Genomic DNA, 20289 nt, shown 5'->3' on the forward strand with positions numbered 1-20289 from the left:
GTCGGGCGCTCTGCCGGGCTGCTGTGCACGCATTTCAAAAGAGATATATATCGATGTGTTACCCGTTCACCCAAGCCGTGCAGAGGTGTGCTTCTTTGTAGGACGAACTTATGGATGTTTGTAGGAATACGGTGCATTTCCCGGCGCTTTGTCAGCGGGATGCAATGCTGGACTTGCCGTATCAGAAGGCTTTGCCAATAATGGGCGCACTTCTTGCTGTATTAACTGCTTTTCTTGATTTTTCGGAATCATGAAGTTTTTGGTAAGTCAATGGGGTGTTGCGGTTTTCTCGATGCATCTGTAACTAGTTGTCGCTTTGAAGAAATATCGACTTCGTACCTGCCGCTAAAATGCCCCTCACTTGTCAGGGGTCCTCTGACCGGAATTCGGTATCAGTTGTCTGGCGTCGCTCTCTCCGGATTGTTCTTTTGCATCTTGGGCTACCGCTCACTTTGCCATTTGTCGTGTTTCATCGATGGAGTCCTGTAAATGAAAAAGCTCATGCTTCTTGGCGCGCTGGCGTTGTCTGTGCTTGCCCAGCCGGTTTTCGCCGATGAAAAACCGCTCAAGATCGGTATCGAAGCCGCTTACCCTCCGTTCGCTTCCAAAGCACCGGATGGCAGCATCGTGGGCTTCGACTACGACATCGGTAATGCCCTGTGTGAAGAAATGAAGGTCAAGTGCACCTGGGTCGAGCAGGAGTTCGACGGTCTGATTCCGGCGCTCAAGGTCCGCAAGATCGACGCTATCCTGTCGTCGATGTCCATTACGGACGATCGCAAGAAGTCCGTGGACTTCACCGGCAAGTACTACAATTCCCCGGCTCGTCTGGTGATGAAGGAAGGCACTGCAGTCAGCGATGGCCTCGCTGAGCTCAAGGGCAAGAAGATCGGTGTGCAGCGTGGCTCGATCCACGAGCGTTTCGCTCGCGAAGTCCTTGCTCCGCTGGGTGTAGAGGTCACGCCTTACGGCTCCCAGAACGAAATCTACCTAGATATCACTGCAGGTCGTCTGGATGGCACCGTGGCTGACGCCACCCTGTTGCAAGACGGCTTCCTGAAAACCGACGCCGGCAAGGGCTATGCTTTCACCGGTCCGTCGTTCACCGATCCGAAGTACTTCGGTGAAGGCATCGGCATTGCGGTTCGCAAGGGCGACAAGGCCAATCTGGACCGCCTCAACGCCGCCATCGCCGCGATTCGCGCCAACGGCAAGTACAAGGCAATCCAGGACAAGTACTTCGATTTCGATATCTACGGCAAGTAACGTCAGGTTCCTGATCTGGATGGCGCAAACAGGGCAGCCTGGATTGCGCCATTTTTTATACCCACGCTTGAGGACCGCACAAACATGTTGAAAGGCTACGGGGCTGTAATCCTCGAAGGTGCCGGGCTGACCTTGCAGTTGGCTCTGTCGTCGATGGCCCTGGCAATCGTTCTCGGTCTGATTGGTGTGGCACTGCGTCTTTCGCCGCTGCGCTGGCTGGCGTGGCTGGGCGATCTGTATTGCACGGTGATTCGCGGCATTCCCGATCTGGTGCTGATTCTCCTGATCTTCTACGGCGGGCAGGATCTGCTCAACCGTGTCGCGCCCATGCTGGGCTTCGACGACTACATCGACCTCAATCCCTTGCTGGCCGGTATCGGCACGCTGGGTTTCATCTTCGGTGCCTACCTTTCCGAAACCTTTCGCGGTGCCTTCATGGCCATTCCCAAAGGGCAGGCCGAGGCCGGCATGGCTTATGGCATGAGTCGCCTGAAGGTGTTTTTCCGGATACTGGTGCCACAGATGATTCGTCTGGCGATCCCCGGTTTCACCAATAACTGGCTGGTACTTACCAAGGCGACAGCGCTGATTTCCGTGGTCGGCCTGCAAGACATGATGTTCAAGGCCAAGCAGGCGGCAGATGCCACCCGCGAGCCTTTCACCTTCTTCCTGGCGGTTGCTGCGATGTATCTGGTGATTACCAGTGTCTCGCTGCTCGCCTTGCGTTATCTGGAAAAACGCTACTCCGTGGGCGTAAAGGCGGCTGACCTATGATTTTCGACTACAACGTCGTCTGGGAAAGCCTGCCGCTGTACTTCGGCGGCTTGCTGGTGACCCTGAAACTGCTCGGTATTTCCCTGGCGTTCGGTCTGCTGGCGGCATTGCCTCTGGGATTGATGCGGGTATCGAAGCGCCGCTGGGTCAATCTGCCTGCCTGGCTGTACACCTATGTAATTCGCGGCACGCCGATGCTGGTTCAACTGTTCCTGATCTACTACGGGCTGGCCCAGTTTGAAACGGTGCGCGAGAGCGCTCTGTGGCCATTGCTGTCCAGTGCCAGCTTTTGCGCCTGCCTGGCATTTGCGATCAATACCAGCGCCTACACGGCCGAGATCATTGCCGGCAGCCTCAAGGCAACACCGGCCGGCGAGATCGAAGCGGCCAGAGCCATGGGCATGTCGCCGCTCAAGATGTATCGCCGCATTCTGCTGCCTTCCGCGCTGCGCCGTGCGCTGCCGCAATACAGCAATGAAGTCATCATGATGCTGCAGACCACCAGTCTGGCGTCCATCGTGACCCTGATCGACATTACCGGTGCGGCGCGCACGGTCAATGCCCAGTACTACCTGCCTTTCGAGGCTTACATAACCGCAGGCGTTTTCTATTTGTGCCTGACATTCATTCTGGTGCGGTTGTTCAAGCTGGCGGAGCGTCGCTGGTTGGGCTACCTGGCTCCGCGGAAGGTCTGACATGCAAAGAATCGATCATGTATTGCCGTGGGGAAGCCTCGGCACCGAGCGTCAACTGAGTGTTTTTCGTTTCGGCAGCGGCGAGCGCAAGGCCTATATCCAGGCCAGTCTGCACGCTGACGAGTTGCCGGGCATGCGCACCGCCTGGGAGCTGAAAAAACGCCTGGGCCAGCTTGAAGAGCAGGGCACGCTCAAGGGTGTTATCGAGCTTGTGCCGGTAGCCAACCCTCTGGGCCTGGGCCAATTGCTGCAAGGCGCCCACCAGGGGCGTTTCGAGTTCGGCAGCGGCAAGAACTTCAACCGCGACTTCACCGAGTTGAGCGAGCCGGTCGCCGAGTTGCTGGAAGGGCAACTGGGCGACGATCCGCGCGCCAATATTCAATTGATTCGTCAGGCCATGACGGCGGCACTCGAGCGCCTGCCTGCTCCACAAGGCGAACTGCAGGCCATGCAACGCCTGCTGCTCGGTCACGCCTGTGTCGCCGATGTCGTGCTTGATCTGCACTGCGATGCCGACGCGGCCCTGCACATGTATGCCTTGCCGCAACACTGGCCGCAGTGGCGTTCGCTGTCGGCGCATCTGGATATCAAGGTCGCACTGCTGGCTGAAGACTCCGGTGGCAGTTCCTTTGACGAGGCCTGCTCGCTGCCTTGGCTGCGTCTGTCGCGGATTTTCCCCGAGGCGCAGATTCCCCTGGCCTGTCTGGCCACGACCATCGAGCTGGGCGGTCAGGCCGATACCGGCAAGGCTGAAGCCGAGGCGCATGCCGAAGGCATCCTGGCGTTCCTGGCCGAGCAGGGCTTTATCAATGGCGACTGGCCAACGCCTGAACGTGAGGCCTGCGAAGGCATGCCGTTCGAAGGCACCGAATTGCTGTATGCACCTCATCCCGGCGTGGTGACTTTCCTGCGCGCTGCCGGTAGCTGGGTCGAAGTCGGCGATCCGCTGTTCGAAGTCATCGATCCGTTGTCCGATCGGGTCAGCACCATCTGTGCGAATACTGCCGGTGTGTTATTCGCCATCGAGCGGCTTCGCTATGCTCAACCGGGTTTCTGGCTGGCCAAAGTGGCGGGGCGCACCGCGCTGCGTCATGGGCGTCTGCTCAGTGACTGACCGTCTTGCGAGAATCGAAAGCATGAACAAACTGGAAGTCCAGGACCTGCACAAGCGTTATGGCAGTCATGAAGTGATCAAGGGAGTTTCCCTGACAGCCAAGGCAGGCGATGTCATCAGTATCATCGGCTCCAGCGGCTCGGGTAAAAGCACATTTCTGCGTTGCATCAATCTGCTTGAACAGCCCCATGCCGGCAAGATCCTGCTCAACAACGAAGAACTCAAACTGGTGCCGAACAAGGACGGCGGCCTGAAGGCTGCCGACCCCAGACAGTTGCAGCGCATGCGCTCGCGTCTGTCCATGGTGTTTCAGCACTTCAACCTGTGGTCGCACATGACGGCCTTGCAGAACATCATCGAAGCGCCGGTGCATGTTCTGGGCGTGCCGAAAAAGGAAGCGCTGGAAAAGGCCGAGTACTATCTGGCAAAGGTCGGCGTGGCTCATCGCAAGGATGCCTACCCGGGGCATATGTCCGGTGGCGAGCAGCAGCGGGTGGCGATAGCACGCGCCCTGGCCATGGAGCCGGAAGTCATGCTGTTCGATGAGCCGACCTCCGCGCTGGACCCTGAACTGGTGGGCGATGTGCTCAAGGTCATGCAGGGGCTGGCCCAGGAAGGCCGGACCATGGTGGTGGTCACTCACGAAATGGGCTTTGCCCGTGAGGTGTCGAACCAGTTGGTCTTCCTGCATCAGGGTGTGGTGCTGGAGCGTGGCGATCCCCGTGAAGTCCTGGCTAATCCGCAGTCCGAGCGTTTGCAGCAGTTTCTCTCGGGCAGCCTCAAGTAATCGGCGGCATCGCTTCGTCGATGTCTTTTACAACAGAACAGGGCATGCTGCGCACCACGCAACATGACCTGGCTACTCCAGTGCTAGCCTGTTGAGGTTCGGCCCTTGAGGCGATACGTATCGGATGTCCCAATGACTGCCCATCGAATAGGTTTCCTTGTCTGGCCCGGCACCAAAGCCCTGACCCTGGCGTTGGCCGAGGAAGCCTTGCGCGTTGCCCAGAGCGTTCACCCTGAAGTGGTCTATGAGTTGTCATTCCTTCAGGCCGAGGTGGCCGACGAACCTGCTGTCGCGGGGGCATGGCAATTGCCGGGTGAGCCGTGGACCGGTCGCATCGATGGCTTTCAGAAGCTGTTCCTGCTGGCGGACGAGCCGCCAGCCCCCATGTCGGCGGCCCTGGCCAGTGCCCTCAAGCAAGTGGTGCGCGCCGGGTGTGCGATTGGCGGGCTGTCCGCTGGTGTTTATCCGCTGGCCCAGCTTGGCTTGCTCGACGGTTATCGGGCTGCCGTGCACTGGCGCTGGCAGGATGACTTCAGCGAGCGCTTTCCGAAAGTCATTGCCACCAGCCACCTGTTCGACTGGGATCGCGACCGGCTGACCGCCTGTGGCGGCATGTCGGTGCTGGACCTGCTGCTGGCGGTCCTGTCCCGTGATCACGGTGCCGAGCTGGCGGGTGCGGTTTCCGAAGAACTGGTGGTCGAGCGCATTCGCGAAGGTGGCGAGCGTCAGCGCATTCCGTTGCAGAATCGCCTGGGTTCCAGTCATCCGAAGCTGACCCAGGCAGTGCTGCTGATGGAGGCCAATATCGAAGAGCCGCTGACCACCGATGAAATCGCCCAGCACGTCTGTGTGTCGCGTCGCCAGCTGGAGCGGATCTTCAAGCAGTATCTCAATCGAGTGCCCAGCCAGTATTACCTGGAGCTGCGCCTCAACAAGGCCCGGCAGATGCTGATGCAGACCAGCAAGTCGATCATCCAGATCGGCCTGTCCTGCGGTTTTTCCTCCGGCCCGCATTTCTCCAGCGCCTACCGCAACTTCTTCGGTGCCACGCCTCGCGAAGACCGCAATCAGCGTCGCAGCAACAGTCCTTTCGAGCTGTCTTCCGTTCCTGCCGAGCGTGGTTGAGCAACTTCGCGAATGAGCGAATCGGGCGGCATCCCGCTCGTTCGCGAAAGCAGATAAACTGCGCCTTTGTGACGCAATATGTCGCATTGCCGAAAACTGTGAAAAAAGACCGGTGTTGCGCTGTAACAAGATGTCGCCTGGCGGCAAGGCCGAACAGAAATCAGTCCTTACAATCTTCCCATCGCCTGCCGGTTTCGGGCAGGCGTTCCTCTTCAGGAGACTCCGATGTCCGTTGAGCAAGCTGCGGTGCAACGCGCCGATTTCGACCAGGTGATGGTCCCCAACTACGCACCGGCCGGGTTCATTCCCGTGCGGGGCTCGGGTTCCCGGGTATGGGATCAGGCGGGACGCGAACTGGTGGACTTCTCCGGCGGGATTGCCGTCAACGTACTCGGTCATTGCCATCCGGCGCTGGTCGGTGCCTTGACTGCGCAGGCCAACAGTCTGTGGCATGTCTCCAACGTCTTCACCAACGAGCCGACCTTGCGCCTGGCCAGAAAACTGGTGGACTCGACCTTTGCCGAGCGCGTGTTTTTCTGCAACTCCGGCGCCGAGGCCAACGAAGCGGCCTTCAAGCTGGCGCGTCGCGTTGCCCATGATCTGCATGGTCCTGAAAAGTACGAAATCATCGCGGCCCTGAACAGCTTCCACGGTCGTACCCTGTTCACGGTGAGCGTCGGTGGCCAGCCCAAGTATTCCGATGGCTTCGGGCCGAAGATCACCGGCATCAGCCATGTGCCGTACAACGATCTGGAAGCACTGAAAGCCGCCGTGACCGACAAGACCTGCGCCGTGGTTCTGGAGCCGATCCAGGGCGAGGGCGGTGTTCTGCCGGCTGAACTCGAGTACCTGCAAGGCGCCCGCAAACTGTGTAACGAGCACAACGCACTGCTGATCTTTGATGAAGTGCAGAGTGGCATGGGCCGTAGTGGCCATCTGTTTGCCTACATGCACTACGGTGTGACGCCGGACATCCTTTCCAGCGCCAAGAGCATTGGTGGCGGTTTCCCTCTGGCGGCGATGCTGACCACCGAGAAGCTGGCCAGGCACTTTGCAGTCGGCGTACACGGCACCACTTACGGCGGCAACCCGCTGGCCTGTGCGGTCGGCGAGGCAGTGATCGATGTCGTCAACACCCCTGAAGTCCTGAAGGGCGTTGAAAACAAGCATCAGAAATTCAAGACCCGTCTTGAAGCCATCGGCCAGCAATATGGCGTGTTCACTGAAGTGCGCGGTCTGGGGCTGCTGATCGGCTGTGTGCTGTCCGATGCCTGGAAAGGCAAGGCCAAGGACATCTTCAACGCCGCTGAAGCTCAGGACCTGATGATCCTGCAAGCCGGTCCGGACGTGATTCGTTTCGCGCCAAGCCTGGTGATCACAGACGCTGACATCGAAGAAGGTCTGAACCGCTTCGAGCGCGCCATCGCCAAGCTGACAGCCTGATATATCGCTGCACCTTCCGGCGTTCGCCCCATGGCGGGCGTCGGACATTTTCCTGTGCCGGGCGGCCTCCAGGCTGCGCGGCGCTCTTTTTAGTGCCGGTGTTTCCGGCCAGTGATTGGTAAGGAGTGGCACCATGCTGGTGATGCGCCCCGCGCAAATGGCCGATCTGGCAGAAGTCCAGCGCCTCGCCGCCGACAGTCCGATTGGTGTGACGTCCTTGCCTGACGATGCTGGTCGCCTGGGCGACAAGATCAGCGCCTCGGAAGCTTCGTTCGCTGCCGAGGTCAGTTTCAATGGCGAAGAAACCTACTTCTTCGTGCTTGAAGACAGCGAGAATGGTCGTCTGGTCGGCTGTTCCGGCATCGTCGCTTCCGCGGGTTACTCCGAGCCGTTCTACAGCTTTCGTAACGAAACCTTCGTGCATGCCTCCCGCGAGCTGAAGATCCATAACAAGATCCACGTCCTGTCCCAGTGCCATGACCTGACAGGTAACAGCCTGCTGACCAGCTTCTATGTGATCCCCGAACTGGTGGGCACGGCATGGTCGGAGCTCAATTCCCGCGGCCGCCTGCTGTTTGTCGCCAGCCATCCCGAGCGTTTCGCCGATTCGGTGGTGACCGAGATCGTGGGCTACAGCGACGAGAACGGCGACTCACCATTCTGGGATGCCATCGGGCGCAATTTCTTCGACCTGAACTACGCCGAAGCCGAACGCTTGTGTGGGCTGAAAAGCCGCACTTTCCTGGCCGAGCTGATGCCACATTATCCGATCTATGTCCCGCTTCTGACCGACGCCGCTCAGGAAGCCATGGGGCAAGTGCATCCGCGCGCCCAGATCACCTTCGACATCCTGATGCGCGAAGGTTTCGAGACCGATCATTACATCGATATTTTCGACGGTGGCCCGACGCTGCATGCCCGTGTTTCCGGGATTCGTTCGATTGCCCAGAGCCGTCTGGTGCCGGTCAAGATCGACACCACCGCAACGGACGATGCCGGCAAGGGCGGGCGCCTGTATCTGGTGACCAACGGGCTGCTGCAGGATTATCGCGCAACCCTGCTGGAGCTGGACTGGGCACCCGGTCGTCCGGTGGTGCTGAGCCTGCAGGCCGCCGAAGCCCTGGGTGTCGGTGAAGGCGCCAGTGTGCGTCTGGTCGCAGTCTGAGCCTGATCGTCCGAACATAGCGGATTAGCCAGTTTTCCGGGCTCCAGAAGAGTCCGGTCGAGGAGATAACATGATCGTTCGTCCCGTACGCAGCAGTGACCTGCCCGCGCTGATCGAGTTGGCACGCAGCACCGGCGCAGGCCTGACGACACTGCCCGCCAATGAGCAGCGTCTGGCGCATCGTGTGGGCTGGGCGGAGAAATCCTTTCGTGGCGAAGCCGAGCGTGCGGATGCCGATTACCTGTTCGTGCTCGAAGACGATGATGGTCGGGTGATCGGTATTTCCGCCATTGCGGGGGCCGTGGGGTTGCGTGAGCCCTGGTACAACTACCGGGTCGGGCTCACGGTCAGTGCTTCTCAGGAACTCAATATCTACCGCGAGATTCCGACCCTGTTCCTGGCCAACGACCTGACCGGCAACTCCGAGCTGTGCTCGCTGTTCCTGCACAGCGATTCGCGTACTGGTCTCAATGGTCGCTTGCTGTCCAAGGCGCGGATGCTGTTCATCGCCGAGTTTCCGAAACTGTTCGGCAACAAGATCATTGCCGAGATGCGTGGCATGTCGGACGAGAAAGGGCGTTCGCCCTTCTGGGAAAGCTTGGGTCGCCACTTCTTCAAGATGGAGTTCAGCCAGGCCGACTACCTTACCGGCGTGGGCAACAAGGCCTTCATCGCCGAACTGATGCCCAAGTTTCCGTTGTACACCTGCTTCCTGTCGGAAGATGCGCGCAGCGTCATTGGCCGTGTTCACGCCGATACCGAGCCCGCTCTGACGATGCTCAAGAGTGAGGGGTTCAACTATCAGGGTTATGTCGACATCTTCGATGCCGGCCCGGCCATCGAGTGTGAAACCACCAGGATCCGTGCCGTGCGCGACAGCCAGACGCTGGTGCTGGCTATCGGCACGCCTGGTGATGATGCTCCGAAATTCCTGATCTACAACCGCAAGCGCGAAGAGGGCCGGATCACCATCGGGCAGGCGCGTATGGCGGCCGGTGCGCTGGTGGTCGATCCACTGACAGCCCGGCGTCTGCGCATGAGCCCGGGCGACAATGTGCGTGCCGTGCCTTTGTCTGCGGTGCGGGAGGGTGTTTGATGAGCTCGTTGTATATCGCAGGTGCCTGGCAGGCCGGGCAGGGTGAAGCATTCGACTCCTTGAATCCGGTGACCCAGCAGGTTCTGTGGTCGGGTCAGGGGGCAAGTGCCTCTCAGGTCGAAGTGGCCGTGCAAGCGGCGCGTCAGGCGTTTGCAGGCTGGGCTTCGCGCTCGCTGGAGGACCGTATTTCGGTGCTGGAAGCGTTCGCCGCCAGCCTCAAAAAGCATGCGGACGAGCTGTCGCATTGCATTGGTGAGGAAACCGGCAAGCCACTCTGGGAGTCGGCCACTGAAGTGACCAGCATGGTCAACAAGATTGCCATCTCGGTGCAGAGCTACCGTGAGCGGACCGGCGAAAAGAGTGGGCCGCTGGGCGATGCCACGGCGGTATTGCGCCACAAGCCCCATGGCGTCGTAGCGGTGTTCGGCCCTTACAACTTCCCCGGCCATTTGCCCAATGGCCATATCGTGCCCGCATTGCTGGCGGGTAACACAGTGCTGTTCAAGCCCAGTGAGCTGACACCCAGGGTTGCCGAGTTGACGGTGAAGTGCTGGATCGAAGCCGGTTTGCCAGCAGGGGTATTGAATCTGCTGCAAGGCGGGCGCGAAACCGGTATCGCCCTGGCGGCCAATCCGGGTATCGACGGGCTGTTCTTTACCGGCTCCAGCCGTACCGGCAATGCCTTGCATCAACAGTTCGCGGGGCGCCCGGACAAGATTCTGGCCCTGGAAATGGGTGGCAATAATCCGCTGGTGGTCGATCAGGTCCAGGATGTGGATGCCGCCGTGTACACGGTGATTCAGTCAGCCTTTATTTCGGCAGGCCAGCGTTGTACCTGTGCCCGGCGCTTGCTGGTGCCGCAAGGTGCGTGGGGCGATGCATTCCTGGCGCGACTGGTTGCGGTTACGGCAACCCTTGAGGTCGGGGCTTTCGACCGCCAGCCTGCGCCTTTCATGGGGTCGGTGATTTCTCTTCAGGCCGCTGCCACCTTGCTGGCAGCCCAGCGTGATCTGCTGGCCAAGGGTGCCATTGCGTTGCTGGAAATGACACAGCCGCAGGATCGGGCCGCCTTGCTGACGCCGGGCATTCTGGACGTGAGCGCGGTCAGCAATCGTCCCGACGAGGAGCTGTTCGGGCCGTTGTTGCAGGTGATCCGCTACGCCGATTTCGATGCCGCCATCGCAGAGGCCAACGACACGCAATATGGCCTGGCGGCGGGTCTGCTGTCGGATTCCGAAGCGCGTTACAAACAGTTCTGGCTGCAAAGTCGTGCCGGGATCGTCAACTGGAACAAGCAACTGACCGGTGCGGCGAGCAGTGCGCCTTTCGGTGGTGTCGGGGCATCGGGTAATCATCGGGCCAGCGCCTATTACGCCGCCGATTACTGCGCTTACCCGGTTGCGTCCCTGGAAGCCGGAGCATTGACCTTGCCCGCGACACTGACGCCGGGCATCAAGCTCGATTGATAGCACTGCACACAGATGCACCTATAAAAACAGATCTACGGAGCCTTGCCGATGAAATCCTGTGAAGTCAATTTTGACGGTCTGGTTGGGCCTACTCACAACTACGGCGGTCTGTCCTACGGCAATGTGGCTTCCCAGCGTAACAGCCATCAGTGTTCCAACCCTCGCGAAGCGGCATTGCAGGGGCTGGCGAAGATGAAGGCGCTGATGGATATGGGCTTTACCCAGGGTGTGCTGGCACCTCAGGAGCGCCCCGATGTTGCAGGGTTGCGCCAACTGGGCTTCAGCGGCAGCGATGCCCAGGTGATCGAGCAGGCGGCAAGGCATGACATGCCGCTGCTGGTTGCCAGTTGCTCGGCGTCGAGCATGTGGGTCGCCAATGCCGCGACCGTCAGTCCGAGTGCCGATACAGCCGATGGCCGCGTGCATTTCACGGCGGCCAATCTGAACTGCAAATATCACCGTAGCATCGAGCATCCGACCACCAGCCGTGTGCTGAAGGCGATGTTCGCCAATGAACAGCATTTTGCCCATCACGCGGCACTGCCAGCGGTTGCGCAGTTCGGCGACGAAGGGGCGGCTAACCATACGCGCTTCTGTCGTGACTATGGTCAGGCGGGCGTGGAGTTTTTCGTGTTCGGGCGCAGTGCTTTCGACACGCGTTACCCTGCACCGCAGAAATACCCGGCCAGACAGACCCTTGAAGCTTCAAGAGCCGTGGCCCGGCTGCATGGCCTGAGCGAGAGCGGGGTGGTCTACGGTCAGCAGAATCCGGCCGTGATCGACCAGGGCGTATTTCACAACGACGTCATTGCGGTCGGCAACGGCGAAGTGCTGTTCTATCACGAGGAGGCGTTCCTCAATACCGAGTCGATGCTGAGCGAGCTGCATGAAAAGCTCGGTCGTGTCGGCGGTCTGTTCCAGGCGATCTGTGTGCCGCGCGATGAAGTCTCGGTCGAGGATGCCGTACGCTCTTACCTGTTCAACAGCCAGCTCTTGTCCCGCTCCGATGGCTCGATGCTGCTGATCGTGCCTCAGGAATGCCAGGCCAATCTTCGCGTCTGGAATTACCTGCAACGTCTGTTGGCCGATGGTGGTCCGGTTCGCGAGGTAAAGGTTTTCGACCTCAAGCAAAGCATGCAGAACGGCGGTGGTCCGGCGTGCCTGCGCTTGCGCGTGGCCCTCAATGAAACCGAGCTGGCGGCGGTCAATCCTGGTGTGGTCATGACCCTGCCGTTGTACGAAACCCTGACGCAATGGGTCGACAGGCACTATCGTGATCGCATGAGCGAAAGCGATCTGGCCGACACTCAATTGTTGACCGAATGCCGCACGGCATTGGATGAGCTCACGCAAATCCTTAAACTGGGCAGCGTTTACCCCTTTCAACTGGTTTGAAAGTTCTGACGCGCAGGCCTTTTGTCCTGCGCGTGATTTCCATCTTCATAGAGAATCCCGAACATGAGCGACGCCCTGCAATTACTCCTCGAAGACACTGATGGCACCCAGCTGGAAACTTCCTGCACCCGCGTAGCCGTCCTCTGGCAGGGTAAAGAGTTGTGGATTCAGCAGGATGGCCGTGGTCAGTTGCTGATCGGTGTCGATGTCGAAGAAGGCGATGCCGAATACGCTAACCTTCTGTTGCGTCCACTGGCCACCAACCTGGTCAGCCTGCAACTGGAAATGGAACCGGCCGATCCGGGGGAAGAGGACGGTCACGTCCACGGCCCGGACTGCAATCACTAATCAGGAGCCTGCCTATGCTCGCCCTCGGTAAATTGCTTGAACTGACTCTGGCCGGGCGCGAGCCCACGGAAAAGACTCAACTGACCGTCGGCGGCGTACGCATGCGCTGGCTGGGGGAGGGCGCGCTGGAAGTGCGTGCGCCCCAGGACCGGGACAATGGCACCGATCTGCTGTTGTCTGCCGGTATCCATGGCAACGAAACAGCCCCCATCGAGCTGCTGGACGAATTGATTCGCAGCATTGCACGCGGCGACCTCAAGCCGCGTGCCCGTATTCTGTTCCTGTTCGGCAATCCCGAGGCCATGCGCCGTGGCACGCGTTATGTCGAGCAGGACGTCAACCGGCTGTTCAATGGCCGGCACGAACAAAGTGGCGGTTCGGAGGCCTTGCGCGCCTGTGAGCTGGAGCGTCTGGCGGCCAGCTTCTTCAGTGTGCCGGACCGCTATCGCCTGCATTACGACCTGCATACCGCCATTCGCGGCTCTACCATCGAGCAGTTTGCGTTGTATCCCTGGAAAGAGGGTCGCCAGCATTCGCGTCGGGAGCTGGCGCGGCTGCGCACTGCCGGCATGAGCGCGGTGCTGCTGCAGAACAAGCCTTCCATTGTATTCAGTGCTTACACCTATGACCGGCTCGGAGCCGAGTCTTTCACGCTGGAACTGGGCAAGGCCCGACCATTCGGCCAGAACCAGCAGGTCAACCTCACGGCCTTGCGCAAGGTGCTTGAGCAGGTGATCGAAGGTGTCGAGCCCGAGCCGAGCGAGGATCTGGACGGTCTTCAGCTATTCAGCGTGGCCCGGGAAATCATCAAGCGCAGCGATGCATTCACCCTGAATCTGCCTGCCGATGTACAGAATTTCGCGCCGCTGGAGAAGGGCTATGTGCTTGCCGAGGACGCAGGCGGTTCTCGCTGGGTAGTCGAGGAGGAGGGGGCGCGGATCATCTTCCCCAATCCGAAAGTGGGGAATGGTTTGCGGGCCGGGATTCTGATTGTTCCGGCGTTCGCGAATGAATTCGCTCCTACGCAGATGCAGTAAGAGCGAATCGGGCTGCGTTGCGCTGACTCTCGAAAATCAGCTCGCCACTTTCTGCAGCGGCTCAAGGCGGCGCAGGGCGCGGACCTTGTTCAGGGTGTCGGCGCAGGTCTTGGCTGCTTCTTCGCCCTTGTGTACGAAATGCTCGAAGAAGAACTTGTGGTGCTCTTCGCCTGCATGGAAATGATGCGGGGTCAGGACCACCGAGAAGACGGGGACTTCGGTTTCCAGCTGGACCTGCATCAGCGCACTGACCACTGATTGCGCCACGAATTCGTGACGATAGATACCGCCATCCACCACCAGACCGGCAGCGATGATGCCCGCGTAGCGACCGGTATTGGCCAGCAGTTTTGCATGCAGAGGGATTTCAAAGGCACCGCCGACTTCGAAGAAGTCGATATCGCTCTCGGTGTAGCCATGGTTGGCCATTTCGGCGACGAAGCCTTTGCGGCTCTGATCGACTATGTCCTTGTGCCAGCAGGCCTGGATGAACGCGATGCGTTCGTTCGAGTGGTTTTTGCTCTTGCTGTCGATTGCAGTGGGTTGCACGTGTTCTGACTCCTGTTTATGAAAAAAACAGGGCATTGGATCGAAAGGGATTCAGGCCGCGTATGAAAGCCTCATGAACTCCTGTAGTCCATGCAGAGGCTTGCAGACGGTCCCGATGGTGCCATCCCGTTCTCTCTTCATCCGGACTATGACCGTCGGCCCCGGAATCACACCGGGTCTGCTGACCTTGAAGAGTTCGGTTAAAACCTGAATCTCCCCAAGCGCTCGCGGGCTAGACGCATTGCGCGCCATTACCGCCGGTGGGGAATTGCACCCCGCCCTGAGAACGTTGCCGACATTGTTCGATGTCGGGGCGGGATTTTTATCACAGTTCTTTCCATCCTGCATGGACACTTTCGTACGGTGTCCCTACCTTTTGCTTATAAGAGGATCGGAGTGCCTCGAGCCCCGGACCTTGATTATCATGGCAAACCTCAGTAATTCCTTGTTGCAACCTTGGGGTTGCCTGCATTATCGGTCTTCGAGTTTTCAGGGAGCGTATTCGTGACTGTTATCGATCTGCGTAGTGACACTGTGACCCGCCCCACCGCTGGCATGCTTGAGGCCATGGCCCATGCACCTGTCGGGGACGATGTCTATGGTGAGGACCCCACAGTCAATCTTCTGGAAACCACACTGGCCAAGCGTCTGGGCTTTGCAGAGGCCCTGTTTGTCCCTTCTGGCACGATGAGCAATCTGCTGGCCTTGATGGCGCATTGCGAGCGCGGTGACGAGTACATCGTCGGTCAGCAGGCCCACACCTATAAATACGAAGGTGGCGGGGCGGCGGTACTGGGTTCGATTCAGCCGCAACCGCTGGAAGTCCAGGCCGATGGTTCGCTGGATCTGGATCAGGTGCTGGCGAGCATCAAGCCCGATGACTTTCATTTTGCCCGCACCCGCCTGCTGGCCCTGGAAAACACCATGCAGGGCAAGGTATTGCCCATGAGTTATCTGGCAGCGGCGCGCAAGCTCACCGAAGACAAAGGTCTGTCTCTGCATCTGGACGGTGCGCGTTTATATAATGCGGCGGTCAGGCTGGGTGTCGATGCCCGGGAAATCGCTCGCTACTTCGATTCAGTGTCGGTGTGCCTGTCCAAAGGGCTCGGCGCGCCAGTGGGTTCTGTGCTGTGCGGTTCCCCTGAGCTGATCGCCAAGGCTCGTCGCCTGCGCAAGATGGTCGGTGGCGGCATGCGTCAGGCCGGGATTCTGGCGGCGGCCGGCCTCTATGCGCTGGATCATCAGGTCGAGCGACTGGCCGACGACCACGCCAATGCGGCATTCCTGGCAGCCGGGCTGAGCGAGCTTGGGTATGAGGTCGAGCCTGTGCAGACCAATATGGTGTATGTGCAGATGAACGAGCGTGCCGATTCGCTCAAGGCATTCTGTGCCGAGCGCGACATCAGGCTCAGCGCCGCGCCACGTCTGCGCATGGTCACCCACATGGATGTGTCTCGTGCCCAGCTTGAGCGGGTCATTGCTGTATTCGCCGAGTTTTCACGCATATAAGATGCCGATAGTCCAGTTACTGGTTTCTATCGTACAAACACGCTGTACCGAGGACGCAACGCCTATATAATGCGGCCCTTTGCCGTCGCTGCGTCATTTTGACGTTATGCACTGCCTCTGGCCGCAGTCTCCGTGGAAGAACCTATGAAAAGCGCAGAAATCCGTGAAGCCTTCCTTGGCTTCTTCGAAGAGCAAGGCCACACCCGTGTCGCCTCCAGCTCCTTGATTCCGGGCAATGACCCAACCCTGCTGTTTACCAACGCAGGCATGAACCAGTTCAAGGATTGCTTCCTGGGCCAGGAAAAGCGTGCCTATACCCGCGCTGTCACCAGTCAGAAATGTGTGCGTGCCGGTGGCAAGCACAACGACCTGGAAAACGTCGGCTACACCGCTCGTCACCACACATTCTTCGAAATGCTGGGCAACTTCAGCTTCGGTGACTATTTCAAGCGCGACGCGATCACTTACGCCTGGACCTTCCTCACCTCCGAAAAGTGGTTGAACCTGCCCAAGGAAAAACTCTGGGTAACGGTCTATGCCACCGATGACGAAGCCTACGATATCTGGACCAAGGAGATCGGCGTTCCGGCCGAGCGTATGGTTCGTATCGGCGACAACAAAGGCGCGCCTTACGCGTCCGACAACTTCTGGACCATGGGCGATACCGGCCCGTGCGGTCCCTGCTCCGAGATCTTCTTCGACCACGGCCCTGAAATCTGGGGTGGTCCACCGGGCTCGCCGGAAGAAGACGGCGACCGTTACATCGAGATCTGGAACAACGTTTTCATGCAGTTCAACCGTACTGCCGATGGCGTACTGCACCCGCTGCCAGCGCCGTCGGTGGATACCGGCATGGGCCTGGAGCGTGTCAGCGCGGTCCTGCAGCACGTGCATTCCAACTACGAAATCGACCTGTTCCAGAGCCTGCTGGCCGCTTCGGCCAAGGCCATCGGTTGCAGCAACGAGGGTCAGGCATCGCTCAAGGTCGTGGCGGATCACATTCGTTCCTGCGGCTTCCTGATTGCCGATGGCGTACTGCCGTCCAACGAAGGTCGTGGTTATGTCCTGCGCCGCATCATTCGTCGTGCCTGCCGTCATGGCAACAAGCTGGGCGCCAAGGGCAGCTTCTTCCATCTGATCGTGGCCGCTCTGGTTGCCGAGATGGGCGCTGCATTCCCTGAACTGACCCAGCAACAGGCGCACATCGAGCGTGTGCTCAAGGCTGAAGAAGAGCAGTTCGCCAAGACTCTGGAGCAGGGCCTGAAAATCCTCGAGCAGGATCTGGCCGAGCTCAAGGGCTCCGTGGTGCCGGGCGAAATCGTGTTCAAGCTCTACGACACCTACGGTTTCCCGATGGACCTGACAGGCGATATCGCCCGTGAGCGCAACCTGACCCTCGACGAGGCAGGTTTCGAGCGCGAGATGGAAGCCCAGCGTGAGCGTGCCCGTTCGGCCAGCTCGTTCGGCATGGATTACAACAGCCTGGTCAAGGTCGATGTCGCTACCCGGTTCACCGGTTATACCGATACCAGCGGCGCGGCGCAGGTCGTGGCTCTTTACAAGGACGGTCAGTCCGTCGAGCAGTTGAGCGAGGGCGAAGAGGGCGTCGTGATTCTCGACAGCACTCCGTTCTACGCCGAGTCGGGCGGTCAGATCGGTGACAGCGGTTACCTGCAGGCTGGCACCGTACGTTTCGACGTGCGCGATACCACCAAGACCGGCGGCGCATTCCTGCACCATGGTGTCGTGGCGTCTGGCAGCCTGAAAGTCGGTGAGAAGCTTGAAACCCAGGTCGCTGCCGAAGTTCGTCAGGCAACCTCCCTTAACCACTCGGCCACTCACCTGCTGCACGCTGCATTGCGTCAGGTGCTGGGCGAGCACGTTCAGCAGAAGGGCTCGCTGGTCGACAGTCAGCGTCTGCGCTTCGACTTCAGCCACTTCGAGGCCATCAAGCCCGAGCAATTGCGTGCTCTGGAAGATATCGTCAACGCCGAAGTTCGCAAGAACACGCCGGTGGTCACCGAAGAAACCGATATCGAAACCGCTAAAAAGAAAGGCGCCATGGCGCTGTTCGGCGAGAAGTACGGCGACAGCGTGCGCGTACTGAGCATGGGCGGTGAATTCTCCGTTGAACTGTGTGGCGGTATTCACGCCAACCGTACCGGCGATATCGCACTGTTCAAGATCGTCAGCGAAGGCGGCGTGGCCGCAGGCGTGCGCCGTATCGAGGCCGTGACCGGTGCTGCTGCACTGGCCTGGCTGAACTCGGCTGAAGATCAACTCAAGGAAGCCGCGACCCTGGTCAAGGGGAATCGCGACAACCTGCTGGACAAGCTGTCGGCTGTGCTGGAGCGCAACCGTCAATTGGAAAAGCAACTGGAACAACTGCAGGCCAAGGCCGCCAGTGCAGCGGGCGACGATCTGTCTGCCGCGGCTCTGGATGTCAAAGGGGTCAAGGTTCTGGCCACTCGCCTGGATGGTCAGGATGGCAAGGCGCTGCTGGCGCTGGTCGACCAGTTGAAGAACAAGCTCGGCCGCGCAGTGATCCTGCTCGGCAGTGTTCATGAAGACAAGGTTGTCTTGGTCGCAGGCGTGACCAAGGACCTGACTGGCCAACTCAAAGCCGGTGATTTGATGAAACAAGCGGCCGCTGCCGTCGGTGGCAAGGGTGGCGGACGTCCTGACATGGCTCAAGGCGGTGGTGTGGATGCCGGTGCGCTGGATACAGCGTTGGCTCTGGCCGCTCCTTTTGTAGAGCAGGGTATTTGAGTCGAACTCCAGGCCTGTCGGCACATGACAGGCCCGGCACTTGGATTTGAATGTTAATGGGTGCCCTTAACGGGTTCTGAGGCGGCTTTGAGATGGCTTTGATCGTACAGAAATTTGGAGGCACCTCGGTTGGCTCTGTAGAGCGTATCGAGCAGGTGGCCGACAAGGTTAAGAAGTTCCGCGAAGCGGGCGATGATCTGGTGGTCGTATTGTCGGCCATGAGCGGTGAAACCAATCGCCTGATCGATCTGGCCAAACAGATCAGCGATCAGCCGGTTCCCCGCGAGCTGGATGTGATCGTGTCCACCGGCGAGCAGGTGACCATTGCATTGCTGGCAATGGCATTGATGAAGCGCGGTGTGCCGGCGGTGTCCTACACCGGCAATCAGGTTCGTATCTTGACCGACAGCGCACACAACAAGGCCCGTATCCTGCAGATCGACGATCAGAAGATCCGTTCCGACCTGAAGGCCGGGCGTGTCGTGGTGGTCGCCGGTTTCCAGGGTGTCGACGAGAACGGCAACATCACGACCCTGGGTCGTGGCGGTTCCGACACGACCGGCGTGGCGCTGGCGGCGGCCTTGAAGGCCGACGAGTGCCAGATCTACACCGACGTGGATGGCGTGTACACCACCGATCCGCGTGTCGTTTCGCAAGCTCAGCGTCTGGACAAGATCACCTTTGAAGAGATGCTGGAAATGGCCAGCCTCGGTTCCAAGGTGCTGCAGATCCGCGCCGTAGAGTTCGCAGGCAAATACAACGTCCCGCTGCGCGTTCTGCACAGCTTCAAGGAGGGGCCGGGCACCCTCATTACCATTGATGAAGAGGAATCCATGGAACAGCCGATCATTTCCGGCATCGCCTTCAACCGCGATGAAGCCAAGCTGACTATCCGTGGTGTGCCAGACACGCCGGGTGTTGCCTTCAAGATTCTCGGCCCGATCAGCGCCGCGAATATCGAAGTCGACATGATCGTGCAGAATGTCGCCCACGATAACACCACCGATTTCACCTTCACGATCCATCGCAACGACTACCAGTCGGCATTGCAGGTTCTGGAAACCACCGCCCGCGAAATCGGCGCGCGTGAAGTTTCCGGCGATACCAAGATTGCCAAGGTTTCCATCGTCGGCGTCGGCATGCGTTCCCACGCAGGTGTCGCCAGCCGCATGTTCGAAGCCCTGGCAAAGGAAGGCATCAATATCCAGATGATCTCCACGTCGGAAATCAAGGTTTCTGTGGTGATTGAAGAGAAGTACCTGGAACTGGCTGTGCGCGCATTGCACACGGCCTTCGAGCTGGATGCTCCTCGGCAGGGTGAGTGATCTGCCAGGAGGGCGCGGTCTGACCGCGCCTTTCGTTTTCCTGTGCTGCGCGCAAAGACTGTTCTTTTCTTCGCGTTAGTCAATACTCAGGCTTGGCCGTGGCTTTTTCGTCGCCGGCTGATGCCTACTGGTTTTGCAGACTGTTGTTCCTGAAATGCATAAGGAGAAAGGTATGCTGATTCTGACTCGTCGGTGCGCAGAAAGCCTGATCATTGGTGATGGTGAAATCACTGTGACTGTGCTCGGCGTCAAAGGTAATCAAGTGCGAATTGGTGTCAATGCGCCCAAGGAAGTCGCTGTGCATCGTGAAGAAATTTACCTGCGCATCAAGAAAGAGAAGGACGAAGAACCAAGCCATTAATTTTTATTGAATTTTTGGTTTGCAAACGGGGAAAAGGGTGGTTATTATACGCCCCGTGTTGC

General features: G+C 59.3%; 18 protein-coding genes and 1 riboswitch. Of the genes, 17 read left to right on the forward strand and 1 reads right to left on the reverse strand.

Features of this window, described 5'->3' with window-relative positions:
* Positions 1 to 489 precede the first annotated feature (489 nt).
* The 13 genes from JSY17_RS09735 to astE all read left to right on the forward strand — a co-directional run bounded on the left by JSY17_RS09735 (position 490) and on the right by astE (position 13714).
* Positions 490 to 1266, forward strand: a complete 777-nt coding sequence (locus JSY17_RS09735; protein ID WP_117164675.1) for an ABC transporter substrate-binding protein — start codon at positions 490 to 492, stop codon at positions 1264 to 1266.
* An 84-nt stretch (positions 1267 to 1350) separates the two neighbouring features.
* A complete protein-coding gene (locus JSY17_RS09740) occupies positions 1351 to 2040 on the forward strand; it encodes an ABC transporter permease (RefSeq protein WP_117183581.1) in 690 nt (229 codons plus the stop codon).
* A complete protein-coding gene (locus JSY17_RS09745; protein WP_122369755.1) occupies positions 2037 to 2735 on the forward strand; it encodes an ABC transporter permease in 699 nt (232 codons plus the stop codon). Before JSY17_RS09740 ends, JSY17_RS09745 begins: the two co-directional genes overlap by 4 nt.
* 1 nt (position 2736) lies before the next feature.
* Positions 2737 to 3849: a succinylglutamate desuccinylase/aspartoacylase family protein gene (locus tag JSY17_RS09750; protein WP_206400898.1), complete on the forward strand. Its 1113-nt coding sequence runs from the start codon at positions 2737 to 2739 to the stop codon at positions 3847 to 3849.
* A 22-nt stretch (positions 3850 to 3871) separates the two neighbouring features.
* Positions 3872 to 4636 carry an ABC transporter ATP-binding protein gene (locus JSY17_RS09755; protein WP_117183578.1) on the forward strand — a complete coding sequence of 255 codons (765 nt, stop codon included), beginning with the start codon at positions 3872 to 3874 and terminating at the stop codon, positions 4634 to 4636.
* Between the two features lie 132 nt (positions 4637 to 4768).
* Positions 4769 to 5761 (forward strand): transcriptional regulator ArgR, encoded by a 993-nt coding sequence (argR, locus tag JSY17_RS09760; RefSeq protein ID WP_025259033.1) that lies wholly within the window; start codon positions 4769 to 4771, stop codon positions 5759 to 5761.
* A 225-nt stretch (positions 5762 to 5986) separates the two neighbouring features.
* Complete coding sequence (locus tag JSY17_RS09765) at positions 5987 to 7204, forward strand: aspartate aminotransferase family protein (RefSeq protein WP_206400900.1); 1218 nt, start codon at positions 5987 to 5989, stop codon at positions 7202 to 7204.
* A 133-nt stretch (positions 7205 to 7337) separates the two neighbouring features.
* Entirely contained in the window at positions 7338 to 8369 is a 1032-nt protein-coding gene (gene aruF / locus JSY17_RS09770) for an arginine/ornithine succinyltransferase subunit alpha (RefSeq protein ID WP_201015111.1), read from the forward strand.
* A 70-nt stretch (positions 8370 to 8439) separates the two neighbouring features.
* On the forward strand, positions 8440 to 9465 hold the full coding sequence (astA, locus tag JSY17_RS09775; protein WP_117164683.1) for an arginine N-succinyltransferase: 1026 nt from the start codon (positions 8440 to 8442) through the stop codon (positions 9463 to 9465).
* The gene (gene astD, locus JSY17_RS09780; protein ID WP_206400901.1) at positions 9462 to 10931 is read left to right on the forward strand and encodes a succinylglutamate-semialdehyde dehydrogenase; all 1470 of its coding nucleotides are present in this window, start codon (positions 9462 to 9464) and stop codon (positions 10929 to 10931) included. The genes astA and astD overlap by 4 nt, the downstream gene beginning before the upstream one ends.
* A gap of 51 nt (positions 10932 to 10982) precedes the next feature.
* Positions 10983 to 12329, forward strand: a complete 1347-nt coding sequence (gene astB, locus JSY17_RS09785; RefSeq protein WP_206400902.1) for an N-succinylarginine dihydrolase — start codon at positions 10983 to 10985, stop codon at positions 12327 to 12329.
* Positions 12330 to 12392: 63 nt separating this feature from the next.
* Positions 12393 to 12677: a topoisomerase II gene (locus tag JSY17_RS09790; RefSeq protein WP_117164687.1), complete on the forward strand. Its 285-nt coding sequence runs from the start codon at positions 12393 to 12395 to the stop codon at positions 12675 to 12677.
* Positions 12678 to 12691: 14 nt separating this feature from the next.
* On the forward strand, positions 12692 to 13714 hold the full coding sequence (astE, locus tag JSY17_RS09795) for a succinylglutamate desuccinylase (protein WP_206400903.1): 1023 nt from the start codon (positions 12692 to 12694) through the stop codon (positions 13712 to 13714).
* Between the two features lie 36 nt (positions 13715 to 13750).
* On the opposite strand, the gene JSY17_RS09800 is transcribed toward astE, so the two are convergent.
* Positions 13751 to 14263 (reverse strand): 6,7-dimethyl-8-ribityllumazine synthase, encoded by a 513-nt coding sequence (locus JSY17_RS09800; protein ID WP_117164693.1) that lies wholly within the window; start codon positions 14261 to 14263, stop codon positions 13751 to 13753.
* A 124-nt stretch (positions 14264 to 14387) separates the two neighbouring features.
* A riboswitch (FMN riboswitch) is annotated at positions 14388 to 14555 on the reverse strand.
* Positions 14556 to 14767: 212 nt separating this feature from the next.
* Here JSY17_RS09800 and ltaE point away from each other — a divergent pair.
* From ltaE to csrA, 4 genes are all read left to right on the forward strand, one after another.
* On the forward strand, positions 14768 to 15772 hold the full coding sequence (gene ltaE / locus JSY17_RS09805) for a low-specificity L-threonine aldolase (protein WP_117164695.1): 1005 nt from the start codon (positions 14768 to 14770) through the stop codon (positions 15770 to 15772).
* Positions 15773 to 15916: 144 nt separating this feature from the next.
* A complete protein-coding gene (alaS, locus tag JSY17_RS09810; RefSeq protein WP_206400904.1) occupies positions 15917 to 18541 on the forward strand; it encodes an alanine--tRNA ligase in 2625 nt (874 codons plus the stop codon).
* Between the two features lie 92 nt (positions 18542 to 18633).
* Complete coding sequence (locus JSY17_RS09815) at positions 18634 to 19866, forward strand: aspartate kinase (RefSeq protein WP_117164697.1); 1233 nt, start codon at positions 18634 to 18636, stop codon at positions 19864 to 19866.
* Between the two features lie 172 nt (positions 19867 to 20038).
* Entirely contained in the window at positions 20039 to 20227 is a 189-nt protein-coding gene (csrA, locus tag JSY17_RS09820) for a carbon storage regulator CsrA (protein ID WP_002554426.1), read from the forward strand.
* Positions 20228 to 20289: the final 62 nt, after the last annotated feature.

The organism is Pseudomonas capsici (genome assembly GCF_017165765.1).
Classification (GTDB): Bacteria; Pseudomonadota; Gammaproteobacteria; order Pseudomonadales; family Pseudomonadaceae; genus Aquipseudomonas; species Aquipseudomonas capsici.